This window comes from Aquirufa salirivi (assembly GCF_045310485.1).
Lineage (GTDB): Bacteria > Bacteroidota > Bacteroidia > Cytophagales > Spirosomataceae > Aquirufa > Aquirufa salirivi.
Window position 1 is genome coordinate 234,766 of the sequence record NZ_JBEWZH010000006.1, and the last position, 15,168, is coordinate 249,933.

Below are 15,168 nucleotides of genomic sequence, written 5' to 3' on the forward strand. Positions count from 1 at the left end.
GAGCTTAACTTAGTAGAAAAATTTGACATGAATAAAATTGCTTGTATTACAGGTGCCAGTTCTGGAATTGGTTTTGCTACATCTAAGGCATTGGCTGATTTAGGTTATCAATTAATTCTATGTGGAAGACGTCGTGAACGATTAGAAGCATTACAGCAATCCATATTTTTACCTAGTTATATCTTAACTTTTGATGTTCGAAATTGGAGCGAAGTAGAGCAAGCCTTCCAATGTTTGCCAACAGAATGGAAAAATATCGATTTATTGATTAATAATGCAGGAAATGCACATGGGCTTTCTCCGATTCAAGAAGGCTCATTAGCAGATTGGGATGCCATGTTACATGGCAATGTTAATGGTCTATTGTATGTATCAAAAATGGTGATGCCTGAAATGATTCGTCGAGAACAAGGACATATCATTAATATTTCATCGATAGCAGGAAAACAAACTTATGCCAATGGGAATGTGTATTGCGCTTCCAAAGCAGCGGTAGAGGCATTATCGCAAGGAATGCGTATTGACTTAAACCCTTTTAATATTAAAGTGTCCAATATAGCTCCAGGAGCTGTTAATACGGAATTTTCAGCGGTTCGCTTTAAAGGTGATTTACCAAGGGCTGAATCGGTTTATCAAGGCTTCACGCCATTGGATGCAGCTGATATTGCCAGTTTAATCGCCTATATGGTCTCTTGTCCTGCTCATGTGAATTTAGCAGACGTGACTATTTTACCTAGCGCACAGGCGTCGGCTACACAAATTAAAAAGGTGTAGTGAAATTAGTTAAGTCTTTGACGAAGAGCTTCGTAGATGATGACACCTGCGGCTACGGATACGTTTAAAGAACCTACTTGTCCGGTTTGTGGAATGGCGGCTAATTCATCTGCTTTTCGAATAATTTCATCAGAAATACCATCTTCTTCAGAACCTAGCACGATGGCTGTAGGTTCTTTAAAGTCTTTGACGTAAACAGAATCCTTCGTTTTTTCTGTACATGCAATCACTTTAAGGCCAGCATTTTGTAGGTATTCGATGGTGCTGATTAGGTTTTCTTCTCGGCAAACCGGTAAAAAATTTAATGCACCCGAAGAGGTTTTCATGGCATCTGCATTGATTTGAGCAGCTCCTCGAGAAGGAATTACGATGGCATGAACGCCAGCACATTCAGCAGTACGCGCAATAGCTCCAAAATTTCTTACATCAGTAATTCGATCTAAAATCAGAATTAGGGGTGTTTGTCCTTTCTCAAAAGTGTCAGCAATGATGTTATCAATTTTGGCGTAATGTATGGCAGAGACGAAAGCAATAGCACCTTGGTGATTTTTACGTGTAATGCGATTTAGCTTTTCAATGGGTACTTTTTGAACCTGAATACCTTTTTCTTTGGCTAATTCCAAAATTTCAATACTTCCCAATTCCCTTTGCACGAGTAAGCGGTCAATTTCTTTTCCAGCACGAAGTGTTTCTAAAACGGATTGAATACCAAATACAAATTCTTTATTATCTGTTTTTGGGGTAGTAAAATGCCTAAATGGCTTCTTATATGGCTTGGGATCTTGTTCGAATGACACGTTGGATAGCTAAAATGTAGTGCAAAGGTCGGGATTTTTTTTCATTTTTCTTTAAAATCCTTATTTAGGGCTAAATCATCAACCGAAAAGTAAGGTTTATACGCAGTTCCTTAATCTTTTTTGATTTGGCTAAAGCATGTTTCCAATGCTCTTGAATACTTCCCTGCATATTAATTAATTGCCCATTTTCTAATTCTATGCTTATTTTTTTGCCGCTTGTTGTATGTTTAAGATCAAATCTCCTTTGGCAACCAAGGCTCAAGGAGGCTATGCTGGAATGAGCGACAATGGATTTTTCATTATCTGCGTGCCATCCCATGCCCTCATTTCCATCATGATATAAATTGAGTAGACATGCATTGTATTTGGCTTGACAAATTTCCTCCACCTGAGATTTGATTTCCGATAGGAGTGGAGTCCAAGCATGTGCTTGTTTTACACTTCCTGAATACTGATAACTTCTTCCAAGATCACCATACCAAGCTACTTTTCGAGTAGTTATATGGGTTTTTCCGAAAAGTCGTACTTGATCGTGTTCCCACGCGATACTTTGTATGAAGGAATTTAGTAAGGTATTAGCCTGGTCTTCGGTATAAATTCTACCATATGAATACAATTCTCCATCAAATGGGAGCAAATTATCCTTTTGTTGATTTATGTGCATGATGACCTAAACTAAAAAAAAATCCTGACTCCTAAAAGGAATCAGGATCTACATTTTTGCCTGAAATATATCAATTAATGCGGCTTATAGGTTGGTTAGGTATTGTTTTCATTTAAATGGAGGTACTTTTTTATATTTTCTACATAAACTTCAAATGCTTTCTTCCCTGTTTGGGAAATACTTATGATGGTTAATGGGTAATTATTTTTAAAGGTTTTTTCTATTTGTACATATCCTGCCTCGTGTAGTTTTTTTAGTTGATGACTTAAATTCCCTTGGGTGGTTTGGGTTTCTTTTAATAAATCATTGAAATGAGCATGTTTTACAGTTAGTAAAATGGAAATAACGGCTAGTCGAACCGGAGAATTTAATATTGGATCTAAATCATTAAACATGATAATAAATTAGGTTGGGCATGACATTTCCTATGATCATACAGGCCCCATTTAGAAGTAATTGCTGTTGAAATGGTAGGAATAAACAGTATATAGCTCCCATTCCAAATATTAATCCACATAGGATGAACAAGCGGTTTTTCATCAAGAATCCTGAAATACTAGTACCAATTCCTACACACAGCAGTATAAATGGGAAAGGACTTATCTGATTGTATAAGGAAATAAAAAGTGAAATACCCATAGCAATGTATAAAGTAAACCACATCGTCAAAACAAAATGATTGTAATAGCTTAAGGACGTTTTCTTTCCAGCATATCCCCAATAGATACTCAGAATAAGTCCAATTCCAGGAAAAAATATCCATGGATAATACTTCGGGACGGATAACATGTTTTTTTCAATGGCAAATTGCGAAAAGCTGGCAACGGCAATGAGAATACCCCAAAGTATGTAAAATTTTCGCTGAACATGGTAATCTTGACGCGTGGAGTTAACGACTTTTTGGATAATGGCTAAGCTCTCATTGGGATTCAGTATTGTTTCAGACATGTTTTTAGTGGTATAGTGTTTGCAATATTAATGTAGTTTGTAATACAAACCAAATTATTTAGGAAAAAATATTTATTTGAATATTCCTACCTTTGTATTCAAATTTTCGAAAATGTATAAAACGACTGAAATTGCCTCTTCTGAGATTGCTTCGGATAATCCGATTCACCAACGACTTTTATTCCCTTATTTACATGTGAGCCATTTAGTCTCAGGCGATGTTTTGGAAATAGGGTGTGGTACAGGAAGGGGAGTAGGCGTCCTAGCTCCACAAGTCAGTAAATATACAGGTGTAGATAAAAATACCGAGTTGATGCAGGAGTTAAGTAAAAATTATCCTTCATTTACCTTCATTGATATGTTTTTGCCTCCATTGAAGGATTTACCCTCCAATCACTATGATTTTGTAGTTACTTTTCAAGTGATTGAGCATATCGAAAATGACGATTTTTTTCTTCAAGAAGCTGCCAGGGTTTTAAAGCCAGGTGGTAAATTGTATTTAACGACGGTCAATAGGAAATTTTCATTAACGCGTAATCCATGGCATGTTAGAGAATATGATGCCAATGGACTTCAAAAATTGATGGAAAAACACTTTTCATCGGTCATTACAGAGGGGATACATGGAAATGCCAAAGTGATGGATTATTATGAAGAAAATAAAAAATCGGTTCAAAAAATCACTCAATTTGATATTTTAAACCTTCAATATCGATTACCAAGAACTTGGTTACAAGTTCCATATGATATAGCCAATCGAATGAGTCGTTTGATTGTTTCCAAAGCCAATAATCAATTAGTGGATTCCATTCAAGTTGATGATTATTCCTTAAATCAAACACCTGATACTTCTTTTGATTTCTTTTATACCGGTATAAAATAATACCATGGAATTCATAGACCCAGCCATTGATGCTTACTCCAAGGCATTTTCTGAGCCTGAAAGTGACTTATTAAAACGTCTTGATCGAGAGACGCATGCCCAAATTTTACAACCTAGGATGCTATCTGGGCATTTACAAGGTCGGTTTTTGGCATTGATTTCTTCCTTAATTCAACCCAAATTAATCCTTGAAATTGGGACGTATACAGGTTATTCTGCTCTTTGTTTGGCCGAAGGTTTAGTGTCAACTGGGAAGTTAATTACCCTGGACGTGAATGAAGAATTAGAATGTTTTACACGCTCTTTTTTTGATCAATCTCCGCTTAGTTCTCAAATTGACTACCGAATAGTAGATGCCAAAGATGAGATTCCGAACATTCAAGAAGAAATAGATTTGGTCTTCATCGATGCAGATAAGCGTAATTATGCCTTATATTTTGACCTTGTCGTGGATAAGGTAAGAAAAGGAGGTTTAATTATTGTTGATAATGTACTTTGGAGTGGAAAAGTGGTGGATGAATCCGCCAAAGATAAATCAACCCAAGCACTTAGGGATTTCAACCTAAAGTGTCTACATGATCAGCGAGTAGAGAATCTGCTCTTACCTTTGCGTGATGGACTTTTGATTCTCAAAAAGAAAGGTTAAGGCTGAATTTTTAATTTTTGTCCAACTTGTATCTTAGGGTTTTTACCTAATTTATTCCATTCAGATAATTTTTGAACACTGATCCCATATAGAGAAGCAATTCTAAAAAGCGTTTCTCCAGCTTTCACTACGTGTATGCTACTCTTTTGGGGGATTGAATGGTTTTTGATCACAGCTTTGGATTCTTGTACATTCTTGGTGTTTTCAGCTGTATTTTTTATTCTTTCTTCAACCACTTTGACATCCGGTTTTTTATCTTTTTCGGGAGTATCAGAATGAATGGTAATTTCTCGACCAACGGCTGGGTCTATATAAATTGAACTTCCTGTACTTTTGATCGTTACTTTAGGTTCTTCAGGGATAATTTCGTCTGACTTTTCCTTCACTTCATTGCTACGAGTGTTAATAGGGGCTTTTTTTGCTTTTTCATCCAATTGCTCTGCAATTAATTCTAGCATAGGTATTTTTCGAGCTACTTTAATTTTTTGTCCTAAACTTATCAATGCACTCATTTCTAAGCCATTTAACTTTAATAAGTCAGGCAATTTCATTTCATATTTGCGCGCAATGGAACTTAAGCTCTCGCCAGATTCCACGGTATGAAAGCGCGTTTCTACTTTATCGCTTAATATGGGCTTATGTTTTTTCTTAGGATAAAGAGCTTCTTGAGGGATTTCAGCCTCTACATACAATTTATTGGTATCATTGGAAGCCGTTAATGCCATGCTTTGTGCCGCCAAGCTAACATTACTTTTAGATTCGAAAATTGATACATTAGAAGGGTGATACAGGGTATATTCCTTGTCATCGGGTACCCAATCTTTTAATACCCAAGAATTATATTTTTTTAAATCATCATAACTTACTTTCCATTCATCGGATAAGTCGATCAGGCTTTTGCCTTTCACCGGCTTATAAGTAATCATGCTTGGTGTCTCTAAAGCTAAGTTTTCAGTAGAATTTAATTGTAATTCTGTTTCCCAAAAATGTTTATAAGCTAGGAATCGTAGGACATACCAATCGGTACTAGAATCAACTTCTATGATGGATTTTCCTAGCCAATCAGTCGCCAGAGGCATTTTTTTAAGGGTTCCTAAGCCTAAACGATAGGATAATAAGGTGCTTAACCAGTTGTCTAATACCGTATTATTTCGAGTTAAGTAATTGACTGCACCTTTGGTGGCTTCCATGATGTGTCGCCTTTCGTCTACCTCTTTGTTTACTTTCAATCCTACATCTTTGGCTGTTTCTAATTTAAACTGCCAATATCCTACGGCATTAGACGTTGAGACGGCATTGGGATTTAAAGAGCTCTCTTGTACGCAGAGGTATTTGAAATCATCGGGTATATTTCCATCTTTCAAAATAGGCTCAATTAATGGAAAAAAAAGTCGCATTTTGTCTTTCATCATGCCCACAAATTTTTTGTTGGCACCTAACATGGCCCATTCTTTTTCTAAAATGGGTTTAGCCGAAGGATGAATGGCTACGCGCAAATTACCTAAACTTAAGGTATCCGGACGATTGCCAGCGTGAATGGTAATAAAAGAGCAACTTACCAAAAACAAAAAAAGAAATAGTAGCTTTTTTTGATTCATAGAGGATGGATTAATAAAGCAATGATGGCTTTGAAAGCCTAATTCATGTAAAATTACCAAATATTCTCATTTAACGGTTTTAAAATGAGATTATTGCTAAATGCTCTTTTGTTTTAAGAGCTTGGGAATATCTTTACCTTTGTGAAAAATAGCATAAAATGATTTTAATTGACGATACCGTTATCAGTGAGGATGTAGCCGATGAGTTCTTTGTTTGTGATTTAAGTAAATGCAAAGGAGCTTGTTGTGTGGAAGGGGATTTAGGTGCTCCTTTAGAGGAAGAGGAACTAGCCATTATAGAAAGCATACAAGACCAAATTGCTCCTTATTTATCAGAAGAGGGGAAGGCTGTTATACAGCAAGTGGGTACTTGGGTCAAAGATGAGGATGGTGACTTTTCAACTCCGGTCATTGAAGGAAGAGAATGTGTATATGCCATTTATGATGATAAAAAGTATTTAAAGTGTGGGATTGAGCAAGCCTATTTTGATGGTAAGATCGACTTTAGAAAACCTATTTCTTGTCATTTATACCCTATTCGTATCGCCAAATTAGCGGAGTATCAAGCATTAAATTATGATCGTTGGAGTATCTGTTCAGATGCCTGTTCGCATGGTAAACAATTGGGAGTGCCCATATATAAATTCTTAAAGGAGCCCTTGATTCGGAAATTTGGAGAGAAATGGTATGGTGAGTTGGAGAAAGAAATTGAGGAGAGAAAAGAAGAGTAATTAGATTATAAATTATAATTTATAAATTATTAATTTTCGAGTTTAGAGAATCGTATTTAAATGGCTACCAATCTGAATTCCTTTGATGCTATTTATCAAGTTGTACAGCTGATCCCCAAAGGGAAAGTGACTTCATATGGGGCTATAGCGGCTTATTTAGGGATGAAAGGAGGGGCAAGAATGGTGGGTTGGGCCATGAATGCCTCACATACATTAGAAAATGTACCCGCACATCGAGTGGTTAATAGAAATGGAATATTGACTGGTAAAAATTTCTTTGGGGGTAATCGGATGCAAGAACTTTTGGAAGAGGAGGGAATTCAGGTGAAAGAGGATAAAATTATTGGATTCCAACAGCATTTTTGGGATCCAAGTTCCGAGTTATAAAATTAATCGCTTGTAGGCTTTCAATCAATCTGACTCAAGAATTTTTTACCCCCTAGCATCCGCATTTGTCGCTGAATTGTATTCGTTCTCCGCTGTACGTAATTAGAAGGGTTTTGGATGGAAAAACGGATGGGATTTGGTAATACTGCGGCAATTCTAGCTGCTTCAGCCCGACTTACCTCTGAGGAAGAATGTCCATAATATTTACGGCATGCTGCTTCGACTCCAAAGGTCATTTTACCCGTTTCTGCCACATTGAGGTAGACTTCTAATATTCTTTGTTTGCCCCAGATTAATTCGATCATGAAGGTGAAATAGGCCTCTAATCCTTTTCTTAGATAGCTTCTGCCTTGCCATAAAAAGACATTTTTGGCCACTTGTTGCGAAATGGTACTAGCTCCTTTAATACGTTTTCCCTTCATATTATGGCGCATGGCGCCCCACATTGCCTCAAAATCAAATCCCTTATGTTCTGGGAAAAGTTGATCTTCGGATGCAATAACTGCCAAAGCACAGTTTTTATCAATTTCAGAATAGGATGTCCAATTGGAATAAATTTTGCTAGGCTTTCCTTCCATGATTGCATCGATTTTACGGCTTGCCATGGTAGGAGTGAAGTAAATGGGGAGAAACTTCAACAATAGAATCATCACCAATGAAGCTATCCAAGCATAAAATACAAACCAAGCGAACTTTTTGAGATACCTTTTGAAGGTACTGCTAGATTTTACACTTGAACTTGAATTAACTTTTCCGAATTTAGACGATTTTGTGGCTAGACGCGCTTCTTTCGTTAAGTCAATTCTTTTTGCCATTGAGATGTTGAGGTATAATAGATTGCAAAAATACAATCTTAATTGAAATGCAGGTTTAAATTAGAAAAATATCACTACTCAATTTATCGGCAATTAATTTTCCTGATTCTGTTAAGATTAAAAATCCATTTATTTCTTTAGCCCATTGCTTTTCTTTCCATTCTTGGATTTCCGAACTCGGCAAGCTTTGGTTTATTTGTTCCATTGCCTGTTTCAAATACGCCAAATCCAAGCCCCACATGGTTCTTAATCGAGTCATGATGTATTCATTGATCCGATTTTCTGGACTTAGGTATTCTACTTCAAAATATGGGTTTCCTTGCTCTATGGCCATTATATACGACTTATTGTTGGCCACGTTCCATTGTCGGCTTAGAACATTGAAACTATGTGCTGATGGGCCTATTCCCAAGTATTCTTCTTGGTTCCAATAGCTGGAATTATGCCTAGAATAGCGTTTGTTTTTAGCAAAATTGGATACTTCATAAGCTTCAAATCCAGCAGATTGTAATAGCTGGTGACTTAATTCAAAATGGGCAGCCATTTGATTGTCGGGTAATTCTTTGAGCAAACCATTCTCCTTTTGCTTTCCAAAAACAGTTCTTGGCTCAATGGTCAAACTGTAAGCAGATATATGGTCAACTTCCAACGAGATAGCCTGTTGGATATCGTATTCAGTATCAGATAAAGTATGTTCTTTTAGGCCATAAATGATATCCACGCTGATATTATCTACACCCGAATCTTGTGCATATTTTATAGAACGAGTGGATTGTTGACTGTCATGGTTTCGGTGTAAATGCCTAAGACTTTCATTATTAAATGTTTGAATTCCTACGCTTAAGCGGTTTATTCCTGTTTTTTTTAGCGTTTGGATATATTCCTGAGTTAAATCCTCTGGATTCGCTTCTAAAGTAATTTCGGCATCTGCATCGATGGAAAATAGAAGGTTAATTTGGTCAAACAGCACATTTAATTGTTTTTCCGATAATAGGGAAGGTGTACCTCCTCCGAGGTAAATGCTTGTCAGTTTTTTATGGGTCAAATACGCTTTTTGAATTTTCAGTTCTTGCACCATCGCATTCACCATGACCTCTCTTTGAGAAAGTACCGTTGAAAAATGGAAGTCACAATAATGACAAGCTTGTCGACAAAATGGAATGTGTAGGTATAGGTGCAAGGGATTCCTTAGGGTTCAAAGATTAAGTAACTAAGCTGATCGGGTACAAACATCTCTTGAGCTAAGCTTTGTAGTTTATCGGATGTAATCGCGTCTATTTGCAGGAATAATTCATCCAAACTTTCAATTTTTTCTCGATCCAATAAGTTTTTAGCCATCATGAGCATGAAGTTTAAATTACCTTCTTCTGCCATGGCAAGTTGACCTTTAAGTTGCGACTTGATTTTTTGTAATGCTGGTCCTGACAACGCTTTTTGTTGAAGTTTGTCAAACTCCCGCATGATTAATTTGATGGATTTGTTAACTTGATTCGGTTCTGTGCCAAAATAGATGGCCCAAAAACCCGAGTCAATATAGGAAGTGAAGCTAGCTTCAATGGAATAGACTAATCCATGTCTTTCTCTGACGGAAACATTCAGTAAAGAATTCATTCCTGGTCCACCTAATAAATTGATTAAGGTGAAAAATGTCATTCGATTGGGATTAGCCAAGGCATAGGATTGTCTGCCTAATGCCACATGAGATTGGGTTACACCTCTTTTGACCACCTTTTTTTCGGGAATCATCAAACTAGGTTGAAGGCGTTTTACTTGTTGTTTTTTAGCCTGAATATGTCCCAAATGTTTTTCAGCCCAAGCAAAGACTTTTTCATGAGCTAATTTACCAATGGAAGAAAATACGATGCGTGATGTATCCATATTTCTTTCTATGAATTGAATCAAATCGGATTGTTCAAATCCTTGAACGGTTTCATTCGTTCCTAAAATATTCATTCCAAGCGAATGATTGGGGAACAATAATTCATCAAAATCGTCTTGAATGGCATCTTCTGGAGAATCATAATACATGGACATTTCCTCCAAAATGACACTACGTTCTTTTTCTAATTCTTTTTGCGGGAAGATAGAATGAAAAGTAATATCAGCCAAAAGTTCTAAGGCTCGTTCGTAATAGGGACTTAAAACAGAAGCATGGAAACAAATTTTTTCTTTGGTGGTATAGGCATTTAATTCCCCTCCTATAATTTCCAAACGATTGATAATCTGGATATTATTCTTTTTTTGAGTGCCTTTGAAAGCCATATGTTCCCAAAAGTGAGCTAGCCCTTGCTCGGAGTCATTTTCATCCCGACTACCTATATCCAACATAATGCCTACATGCGAAATTTCTGTATGTACAACTTGTCGGTGGACAAGGATAATGCCATTGGAAAGCGTTCGGGTTTGAATCGAATTCATGTAGATAATTGGATAAAAATGTCCCAAATTTAACTAAATTTATGGCCATTTCATTCATTTTTTTCCATGCTTAAGCATTCTAAAGTTCTTTTGATTCAAACTGCTTTTTTAGGGGATGCTGTTCTGGCTACTGCTTTATTAGAGAAAATACGGAATGAATCTCCAGAAACAGAAATCCATATTTTGGTTAGAAAAGGTAATGAAAGTCTATTCAAGGCATATCCATATTCCAATTTGCATCGTGTCTGGACTTATGATAAATCCAGAAAATGGTCCTCTTGGTTAGAACTTCGACATGAGCTTAGTTTCGTTCATTTTGATGCTGTTTATGTGATTCAGCGATTTTTCGGAATGGGTCTTTTGAGCATCAGTTTAGGAGCAAAGCGAGTTGTGGGTTTTGATAAAAACCCCATGTCTTTATTTTTTACGGAGAAAGTGAAGCATGAATGGGGAACGGGGATTCATGAGGTGGAACGAAATACGGCTCTGGTAAAATCTTGGCTAGGGGAGAAGGTCTTTAAACCTTGTTTAAAAGCTCCTCAGATCGACTTAGGCCCAGAAATTCGGAAGAAGGAGTATATCTGTATTTCTCCAGGAAGTGTATGGGAGACGAAACGACTACCCATTCGTATATGGATTGAATTTATTCGTTTGTTGCCTGAAAGTCAGGTGGTCATATTAATGGGCTCACCTGGAGAAATAGATTTATCCAATCAAATTGCTGAGGCATTTCATGGAAGTAATCGAGTGATATTGAATGAAACGGGTAAGCATCCATTATTAGCTTCGGCTTATCTATTTCAACAAAGTAAGATGAGCTTTGTGAATGATTCAGGACCCATGCACATTTGCTCGGCTGAAAATGTACCAACAGTAGCAGTTTATTGTTCTACTGTTCCTTCTTTTGGCTTTGGGCCCTTAGCTGATTGGAATAGAATTATTGAAACAAAAGAGGCATTAACTTGTAGGCCATGTGGAGACCATGGAAAAAAGAACTGCCCTTTGGGGCATTATGCTTGCGGAGAAGGCATTGAGGCAAAGGCCCTGTTTCAGGCTTATCAAGATTTTTTAGGCTCGGGAAGCCAAAAGATATAAAACGGCCATTCGGATAGCCACGCCATTTTCTACTTGGTCCAAGATGATGGAATGCGGTGAATCAGCGGCATCAGAACTTAACTCTACCCCTCGGTTGATCGGACCTGGATGCATCAAGATAATTTCCTTGGGTAATTCATCTAGCATTTTTCTAGTGATTCCAAAGAATTGGGCATATTCCCTCAGTGATGGGAAATATTTGATTTGTTGACGTTCTAATTGAATTCTCAAGACATTGGCGGCATCACACCATGCCAGCGTGTCTTTAACATCATGAGATACTTCCACTCCTAGACTCTGTATATGTTTGGGAATCAAGGTGCTAGGTCCACAAAGTCGTACTTGAGCTCCTTGTTTTTTTAAGGCATAAATATTGGAAAGAGCCACACGAGAGTGTAAAATATCACCTATTATGGCTATTTTTTTACCGGCTAAATCTCCTAATTTTTCTCTGAGAGAAAAGGTATCCAAAAGTGCTTGGGTAGGGTGTTCGTGCGTACCGTCGCCCGCATTGATGATGTTCGCTTTAATGTGCTTGGATAAATAATGTGGAGCACCTGGGCTAGCATGTCGCATGACAATCATGTCCACTTTCATGGCTAGAATGTTGTTGACTGTATCAAGTAATGTTTCTCCTTTTTTGACTGAACTTCCTGAGGCTGAGAAATTAATAGTATCGGCCGAAAGTCTTTTTTCTGCTAGTTCGAAGGAAAGGCGAGTACGTGTCGAGTTTTCAAAAAATACGTTGGCAATGGTCACATCGCGTAAAGAAGGCACTTTTTTAATAGGTCGGTTGAGAACCTCTTTAAATTCTTTGGCCGTTTTTACTATCAGGTCAATGGATTCTGCATCCAGGTCTTTTATTCCTAATAAATGTGGCGATTTCAACATATTTATTTCATCATGGATGAGTGATTAACCAAATTTTATCTGCTTCATGTCCTTGTTCGGTCCATTCTACCAGTACTTTCTCAGTAGCCAGTGTATTGACACTTTTCCCGATATAATCAGCATTAATAGGTAAATCTCGGTTGTAAATTCGATCGATTAAGACACATAATTCCACTTTGGCAGGTCTTCCAAAGGCTGTCATGGCATCAAGGGCTGCTCGAACCATGCGGCCTGTAGCCAACACATCATCAATTAAAATAACCCGTTTATTTTCAATGATAAAGGGGATATTCGTGCTATTGGGAGCCACCGTATCTCGTCTACGGTAATCATCGCGGTAGAATGTGGCGTCTAATTGGCCAATTTGTGGTGCTTCAGATAAGTGCTTACTTAATTCTTTGGCAATTCTTTCAGCAAAGTATATTCCTCTGGGCTGAAGGCCTAAAATGACAGTTTCAATACCTTGAATTTGATTTTCAATGAGCTCTTGGCATAACCTAGATATGGTTATTTCCAATAATGGGCTTGATAAAATCAGCTTATGAGTCATTGGTACAAAGGTAATGTTTTTCAGCAAATCTAATTTAGAAGATTCGCTCGTTGGCATTAAAATCTGGCAATATTTGATCTTTATCAGATACTATGGGCTGTGCTACCCCCCAATCAATGTCTAAGGTAGGGTCATTCCATCGAATTCCTGATTCTGTTTCTTTATTCCAAAAGTCAGTACATTTATAAACAAATATGGTTTCTTCTAGGGCAACAAATCCATGAGCAAAACCCACTGGAACGTATAGCATATTCCCTTTATCAGCATCGAGGATAAATTTTTCATGTTGTCCAAAAGTCGGAGAATCATGTCTTAAATCCACAATCACATCCATCACTTTTCCTGTCATGCAGCGAACCAATTTACCTTGTCCATGAGGATTTTTTTGAAAATGTAGCCCTCGCAGTACACCGGGAGTAGAAAACGAATAATTATCTTGAACGAAATCCTCTGCTATGCCATTTGCTGCAAATAATTTTTGGTTATAAGACTCATAAAAATGGCCTCTGGCATCAAAAAACTTCGTTGGGATACATTCAATAACTCCTGGGAGCTGGTGTTTGATAAATTGCATAAATTCGAGATCGTGATTGCTTTCCTCTTTTTTTGATATTGCTTGGAAAGAACTTAATTTGCGCCAAAATTATTCATATTTCGGCATTTAAACAATGTCATTTCCCAATCTCTATGAATTCATCTGAATTAGTTAAGCAAATAGAACAAAAAAGGTCTTTTTTATGTGTTGGTTTGGATTCTGACCTCAATTTGATACCTCGTAAATTTCGAACCGAGAAGGATCCCATTTTTGTATTTAATCAAGCCGTCATTGATGCTACCCACAGCTATGCCGTGGCATATAAACCTAATATTGCTTTTTATGAGGCCATGGGGCCTCGTGGTTGGGAGAGTTTACAGAAAACGATGGAATATATTCCCAAGGATATATTTACGATTGCTGATGCCAAGCGAGGGGATATCGGAAATACGGCATTGAAATATGCTCAAACATTTTTTGACCCAGTCTGTAGTGGATTAAATTTTGATTCAATCACCGTGGCACCTTATATGGGAAGAGACTCTGTTGAGCCTTTTTTGACGTATCGAGATAAATGGGTGATTCTATTGGCATTAACATCCAACATAGGAAGTCATGATTTTCAAATGACTAAATCAGAAGATTATATGCCTCTTTATGAGCGGGTTATGCGCACAGCCATGTCTTGGGGTTCACCGGAGCACTTGATGTTTGTCATTGGTGCTACTCGCTCTGATTTTTTACAAAAAGTGAGGGAAATAGCTCCGGATAATTTCTTTTTGGTGCCAGGGATAGGTGCCCAAGGTGGGAGTTTAGAAGATGTGGCTAAATATGCTATGAATGCTCATGTAGGATTATTAGTTAATTCTTCTCGCGGAATTATTTATGCAGGTGAAGATACATCTGTTTCGGCTGCCCGAGAAGCCAAGAAAATTCAAGAAGAAATGGATCGCTATTTGGATGAATACAGGAAATAAATTATAAGTTATAATTTATAAATTATGGATTTCGGATTGTAAATTATTAATGGTATATAGTAAATGATTTAAGCGTCAGATATTTAGTTATTTGTATCAAGTTTAATATTCATTTCTTTCAAATTTTGAATTACATTTTAAACGGAAATTGAACTCATTGGCCACAGAAATCAGGCATTCTCATTCCATTATTCATAAATTATAAATTACGGATGGTATATAGTTAATAATTTAATTGACAGATAATTAAATTATTTGTATCAAGTTTAATATTCATTTCTTTCAAATTTTGAATTACATTTTAAACGGAATTTTAACCCATTTTCCAGAGAAATCAGGCATTCTCATTCCATTATTCATAAATTATAAATTACGGATGGTATATAGTTAATAATTTAATTGACAGATAATTAAATTATTTGTATCAAGTTTAATATTCATTTCTTTCAAATTTTGAAT

Annotated in this window: 18 protein-coding genes; 7 read left to right on the top strand and 11 right to left on the bottom strand. The window is 36.9% G+C overall.

All coding sequences use genetic code 11. The features are described from left to right. Window positions 1-27 precede the first annotated feature (27 nt). Entirely contained in the window at window positions 28-774 is a 747-nt protein-coding gene (locus U0R11_RS09995; protein ID WP_406751550.1) for an SDR family NAD(P)-dependent oxidoreductase, read from the top strand. A 5-nt stretch (window positions 775-779) separates the two neighbouring features. On the opposite strand, the gene rlmB is transcribed toward U0R11_RS09995, so the two are convergent. The 4 genes from rlmB to U0R11_RS10015 all read right to left on the bottom strand — a co-directional run bounded on the left by rlmB (window position 780) and on the right by U0R11_RS10015 (window position 3,183). Then, window positions 780-1,571 carry a 23S rRNA (guanosine(2251)-2'-O)-methyltransferase RlmB gene (gene rlmB / locus U0R11_RS10000; RefSeq protein WP_406751551.1) on the bottom strand — a complete coding sequence of 264 codons (792 nt, stop codon included), beginning with the start codon at window positions 1,569-1,571 and terminating at the stop codon, window positions 780-782. Window positions 1,572-1,641: 70 nt separating this feature from the next. Beyond that, window positions 1,642-2,235, bottom strand: a complete 594-nt coding sequence (locus tag U0R11_RS10005; RefSeq protein ID WP_406751552.1) for an alpha-ketoglutarate-dependent dioxygenase AlkB family protein — start codon at window positions 2,233-2,235, stop codon at window positions 1,642-1,644. Between the two features lie 95 nt (window positions 2,236-2,330). Beyond that, complete coding sequence (locus tag U0R11_RS10010) at window positions 2,331-2,630, bottom strand: winged helix-turn-helix domain-containing protein (protein ID WP_406751553.1); 300 nt, start codon at window positions 2,628-2,630, stop codon at window positions 2,331-2,333. After that, window positions 2,623-3,183 (bottom strand): hypothetical protein, encoded by a 561-nt coding sequence (locus tag U0R11_RS10015; protein ID WP_406751554.1) that lies wholly within the window; start codon window positions 3,181-3,183, stop codon window positions 2,623-2,625. The genes U0R11_RS10010 and U0R11_RS10015 overlap by 8 nt, the downstream gene beginning before the upstream one ends. 112 nt (window positions 3,184-3,295) lie before the next feature. Between U0R11_RS10015 and U0R11_RS10020 the strand changes: the two genes are divergently transcribed. Together U0R11_RS10020 and U0R11_RS10025 are read left to right on the top strand one after the other, a co-directional pair. Beyond that, on the top strand, window positions 3,296-4,066 hold the full coding sequence (locus tag U0R11_RS10020; protein WP_406751555.1) for a class I SAM-dependent methyltransferase: 771 nt from the start codon (window positions 3,296-3,298) through the stop codon (window positions 4,064-4,066). A 4-nt stretch (window positions 4,067-4,070) separates the two neighbouring features. Further along, window positions 4,071-4,712 carry an O-methyltransferase gene (locus U0R11_RS10025; RefSeq protein WP_406751556.1) on the top strand — a complete coding sequence of 214 codons (642 nt, stop codon included), beginning with the start codon at window positions 4,071-4,073 and terminating at the stop codon, window positions 4,710-4,712. On the opposite strand, the gene U0R11_RS10030 is transcribed toward U0R11_RS10025, so the two are convergent. Next, the gene (locus U0R11_RS10030) at window positions 4,709-6,310 is read right to left on the bottom strand and encodes a LysM peptidoglycan-binding domain-containing protein (RefSeq protein ID WP_406751557.1); all 1,602 of its coding nucleotides are present in this window, start codon (window positions 6,308-6,310) and stop codon (window positions 4,709-4,711) included. The genes U0R11_RS10025 and U0R11_RS10030 overlap by 4 nt on opposite strands. Before the next feature lie 158 nt (window positions 6,311-6,468). Between U0R11_RS10030 and U0R11_RS10035 the strand changes: the two genes are divergently transcribed. Both U0R11_RS10035 and U0R11_RS10040 read left to right on the top strand, forming a co-directional pair. Beyond that, window positions 6,469-7,041, top strand: a complete 573-nt coding sequence (locus tag U0R11_RS10035) for a DUF3109 family protein (RefSeq protein WP_406751558.1) — start codon at window positions 6,469-6,471, stop codon at window positions 7,039-7,041. A 60-nt stretch (window positions 7,042-7,101) separates the two neighbouring features. Continuing rightward, complete coding sequence (locus tag U0R11_RS10040; protein ID WP_406751559.1) at window positions 7,102-7,428, top strand: MGMT family protein; 327 nt, start codon at window positions 7,102-7,104, stop codon at window positions 7,426-7,428. Window positions 7,429-7,448: 20 nt separating this feature from the next. Here the strand turns inward: U0R11_RS10040 and mtgA are convergent, their stop codons facing one another. From mtgA to U0R11_RS10055, 3 genes are read right to left on the bottom strand one after another with little or no spacing between them, the layout of a single operon-like run. Continuing rightward, on the bottom strand, window positions 7,449-8,243 hold the full coding sequence (mtgA, locus tag U0R11_RS10045) for a monofunctional biosynthetic peptidoglycan transglycosylase (RefSeq protein WP_166375543.1): 795 nt from the start codon (window positions 8,241-8,243) through the stop codon (window positions 7,449-7,451). 55 nt (window positions 8,244-8,298) lie between these two features. Further along, on the bottom strand, window positions 8,299-9,423 hold the full coding sequence (gene hemW, locus U0R11_RS10050; RefSeq protein WP_406751560.1) for a radical SAM family heme chaperone HemW: 1,125 nt from the start codon (window positions 9,421-9,423) through the stop codon (window positions 8,299-8,301). Between the two features lie 8 nt (window positions 9,424-9,431). Beyond that, window positions 9,432-10,661, bottom strand: coding sequence for a M16 family metallopeptidase (locus U0R11_RS10055; protein ID WP_406751561.1), 1,230 nt, complete (start codon window positions 10,659-10,661; stop codon window positions 9,432-9,434). 66 nt (window positions 10,662-10,727) lie between these two features. On the opposite strand from U0R11_RS10055, the gene U0R11_RS10060 reads away from it, so the two are divergent. Beyond that, the gene (locus U0R11_RS10060; protein WP_406751562.1) at window positions 10,728-11,756 is read left to right on the top strand and encodes a glycosyltransferase family 9 protein; all 1,029 of its coding nucleotides are present in this window, start codon (window positions 10,728-10,730) and stop codon (window positions 11,754-11,756) included. Here the strand turns inward: U0R11_RS10060 and U0R11_RS10065 are convergent. The 3 genes from U0R11_RS10065 to rfbC are packed head-to-tail and all read right to left on the bottom strand — an operon-like array spanning window position 11,730 to window position 13,771. Further along, on the bottom strand, window positions 11,730-12,647 hold the full coding sequence (locus U0R11_RS10065; RefSeq protein WP_406751563.1) for an aspartate carbamoyltransferase catalytic subunit: 918 nt from the start codon (window positions 12,645-12,647) through the stop codon (window positions 11,730-11,732). The two genes, U0R11_RS10060 and U0R11_RS10065, sit on opposite strands and share 27 nt — an antisense overlap. Before the next feature lie 10 nt (window positions 12,648-12,657). Then, window positions 12,658-13,197 (bottom strand): bifunctional pyr operon transcriptional regulator/uracil phosphoribosyltransferase PyrR, encoded by a 540-nt coding sequence (gene pyrR, locus U0R11_RS10070; RefSeq protein WP_406751564.1) that lies wholly within the window; start codon window positions 13,195-13,197, stop codon window positions 12,658-12,660. A gap of 34 nt (window positions 13,198-13,231) precedes the next feature. Then, window positions 13,232-13,771, bottom strand: coding sequence for a dTDP-4-dehydrorhamnose 3,5-epimerase (gene rfbC, locus U0R11_RS10075; protein ID WP_406751565.1), 540 nt, complete (start codon window positions 13,769-13,771; stop codon window positions 13,232-13,234). Between the two features lie 113 nt (window positions 13,772-13,884). Here rfbC and pyrF point away from each other — a divergent pair, with 113 nt between their 5' ends. Next, on the top strand, window positions 13,885-14,709 hold the full coding sequence (pyrF, locus tag U0R11_RS10080) for an orotidine-5'-phosphate decarboxylase (protein ID WP_406751566.1): 825 nt from the start codon (window positions 13,885-13,887) through the stop codon (window positions 14,707-14,709). The last annotated feature ends 459 nt before the right edge of the window (window positions 14,710-15,168 follow it).

Coding starts and splice junctions, on each gene's coding strand:
- U0R11_RS09995 (WP_406751550.1), top strand. CDS start 28: ATGAATAAAATTGCTTGTATTACAGGTGCCAGTTCTGGAATTGGTTTT.
- U0R11_RS10005 (WP_406751552.1), bottom strand. CDS start 2,235: ATGCACATAAATCAACAAAAGGATAATTTGCTCCCATTTGATGGAGAA.
- U0R11_RS10010 (WP_406751553.1), bottom strand. CDS start 2,630: ATGTTTAATGATTTAGATCCAATATTAAATTCTCCGGTTCGACTAGCC.
- U0R11_RS10015 (WP_406751554.1), bottom strand. CDS start 3,183: ATGTCTGAAACAATACTGAATCCCAATGAGAGCTTAGCCATTATCCAA.
- U0R11_RS10020 (WP_406751555.1), top strand. CDS start 3,296: ATGTATAAAACGACTGAAATTGCCTCTTCTGAGATTGCTTCGGATAAT.
- U0R11_RS10025 (WP_406751556.1), top strand. CDS start 4,071: ATGGAATTCATAGACCCAGCCATTGATGCTTACTCCAAGGCATTTTCT.
- U0R11_RS10030 (WP_406751557.1), bottom strand. CDS start 6,310: ATGAATCAAAAAAAGCTACTATTTCTTTTTTTGTTTTTGGTAAGTTGC.
- U0R11_RS10035 (WP_406751558.1), top strand. CDS start 6,469: ATGATTTTAATTGACGATACCGTTATCAGTGAGGATGTAGCCGATGAG.
- U0R11_RS10040 (WP_406751559.1), top strand. CDS start 7,102: ATGGCTACCAATCTGAATTCCTTTGATGCTATTTATCAAGTTGTACAG.
- mtgA (WP_166375543.1), bottom strand. CDS start 8,243: ATGGCAAAAAGAATTGACTTAACGAAAGAAGCGCGTCTAGCCACAAAA.
- U0R11_RS10055 (WP_406751561.1), bottom strand. CDS start 10,661: ATGAATTCGATTCAAACCCGAACGCTTTCCAATGGCATTATCCTTGTC.
- U0R11_RS10060 (WP_406751562.1), top strand. CDS start 10,728: ATGCTTAAGCATTCTAAAGTTCTTTTGATTCAAACTGCTTTTTTAGGG.
- U0R11_RS10065 (WP_406751563.1), bottom strand. CDS start 12,647: ATGTTGAAATCGCCACATTTATTAGGAATAAAAGACCTGGATGCAGAA.
- pyrR (WP_406751564.1), bottom strand. CDS start 13,197: ATGACTCATAAGCTGATTTTATCAAGCCCATTATTGGAAATAACCATA.
- rfbC (WP_406751565.1), bottom strand. CDS start 13,771: ATGCAATTTATCAAACACCAGCTCCCAGGAGTTATTGAATGTATCCCA.
- pyrF (WP_406751566.1), top strand. CDS start 13,885: ATGAATTCATCTGAATTAGTTAAGCAAATAGAACAAAAAAGGTCTTTT.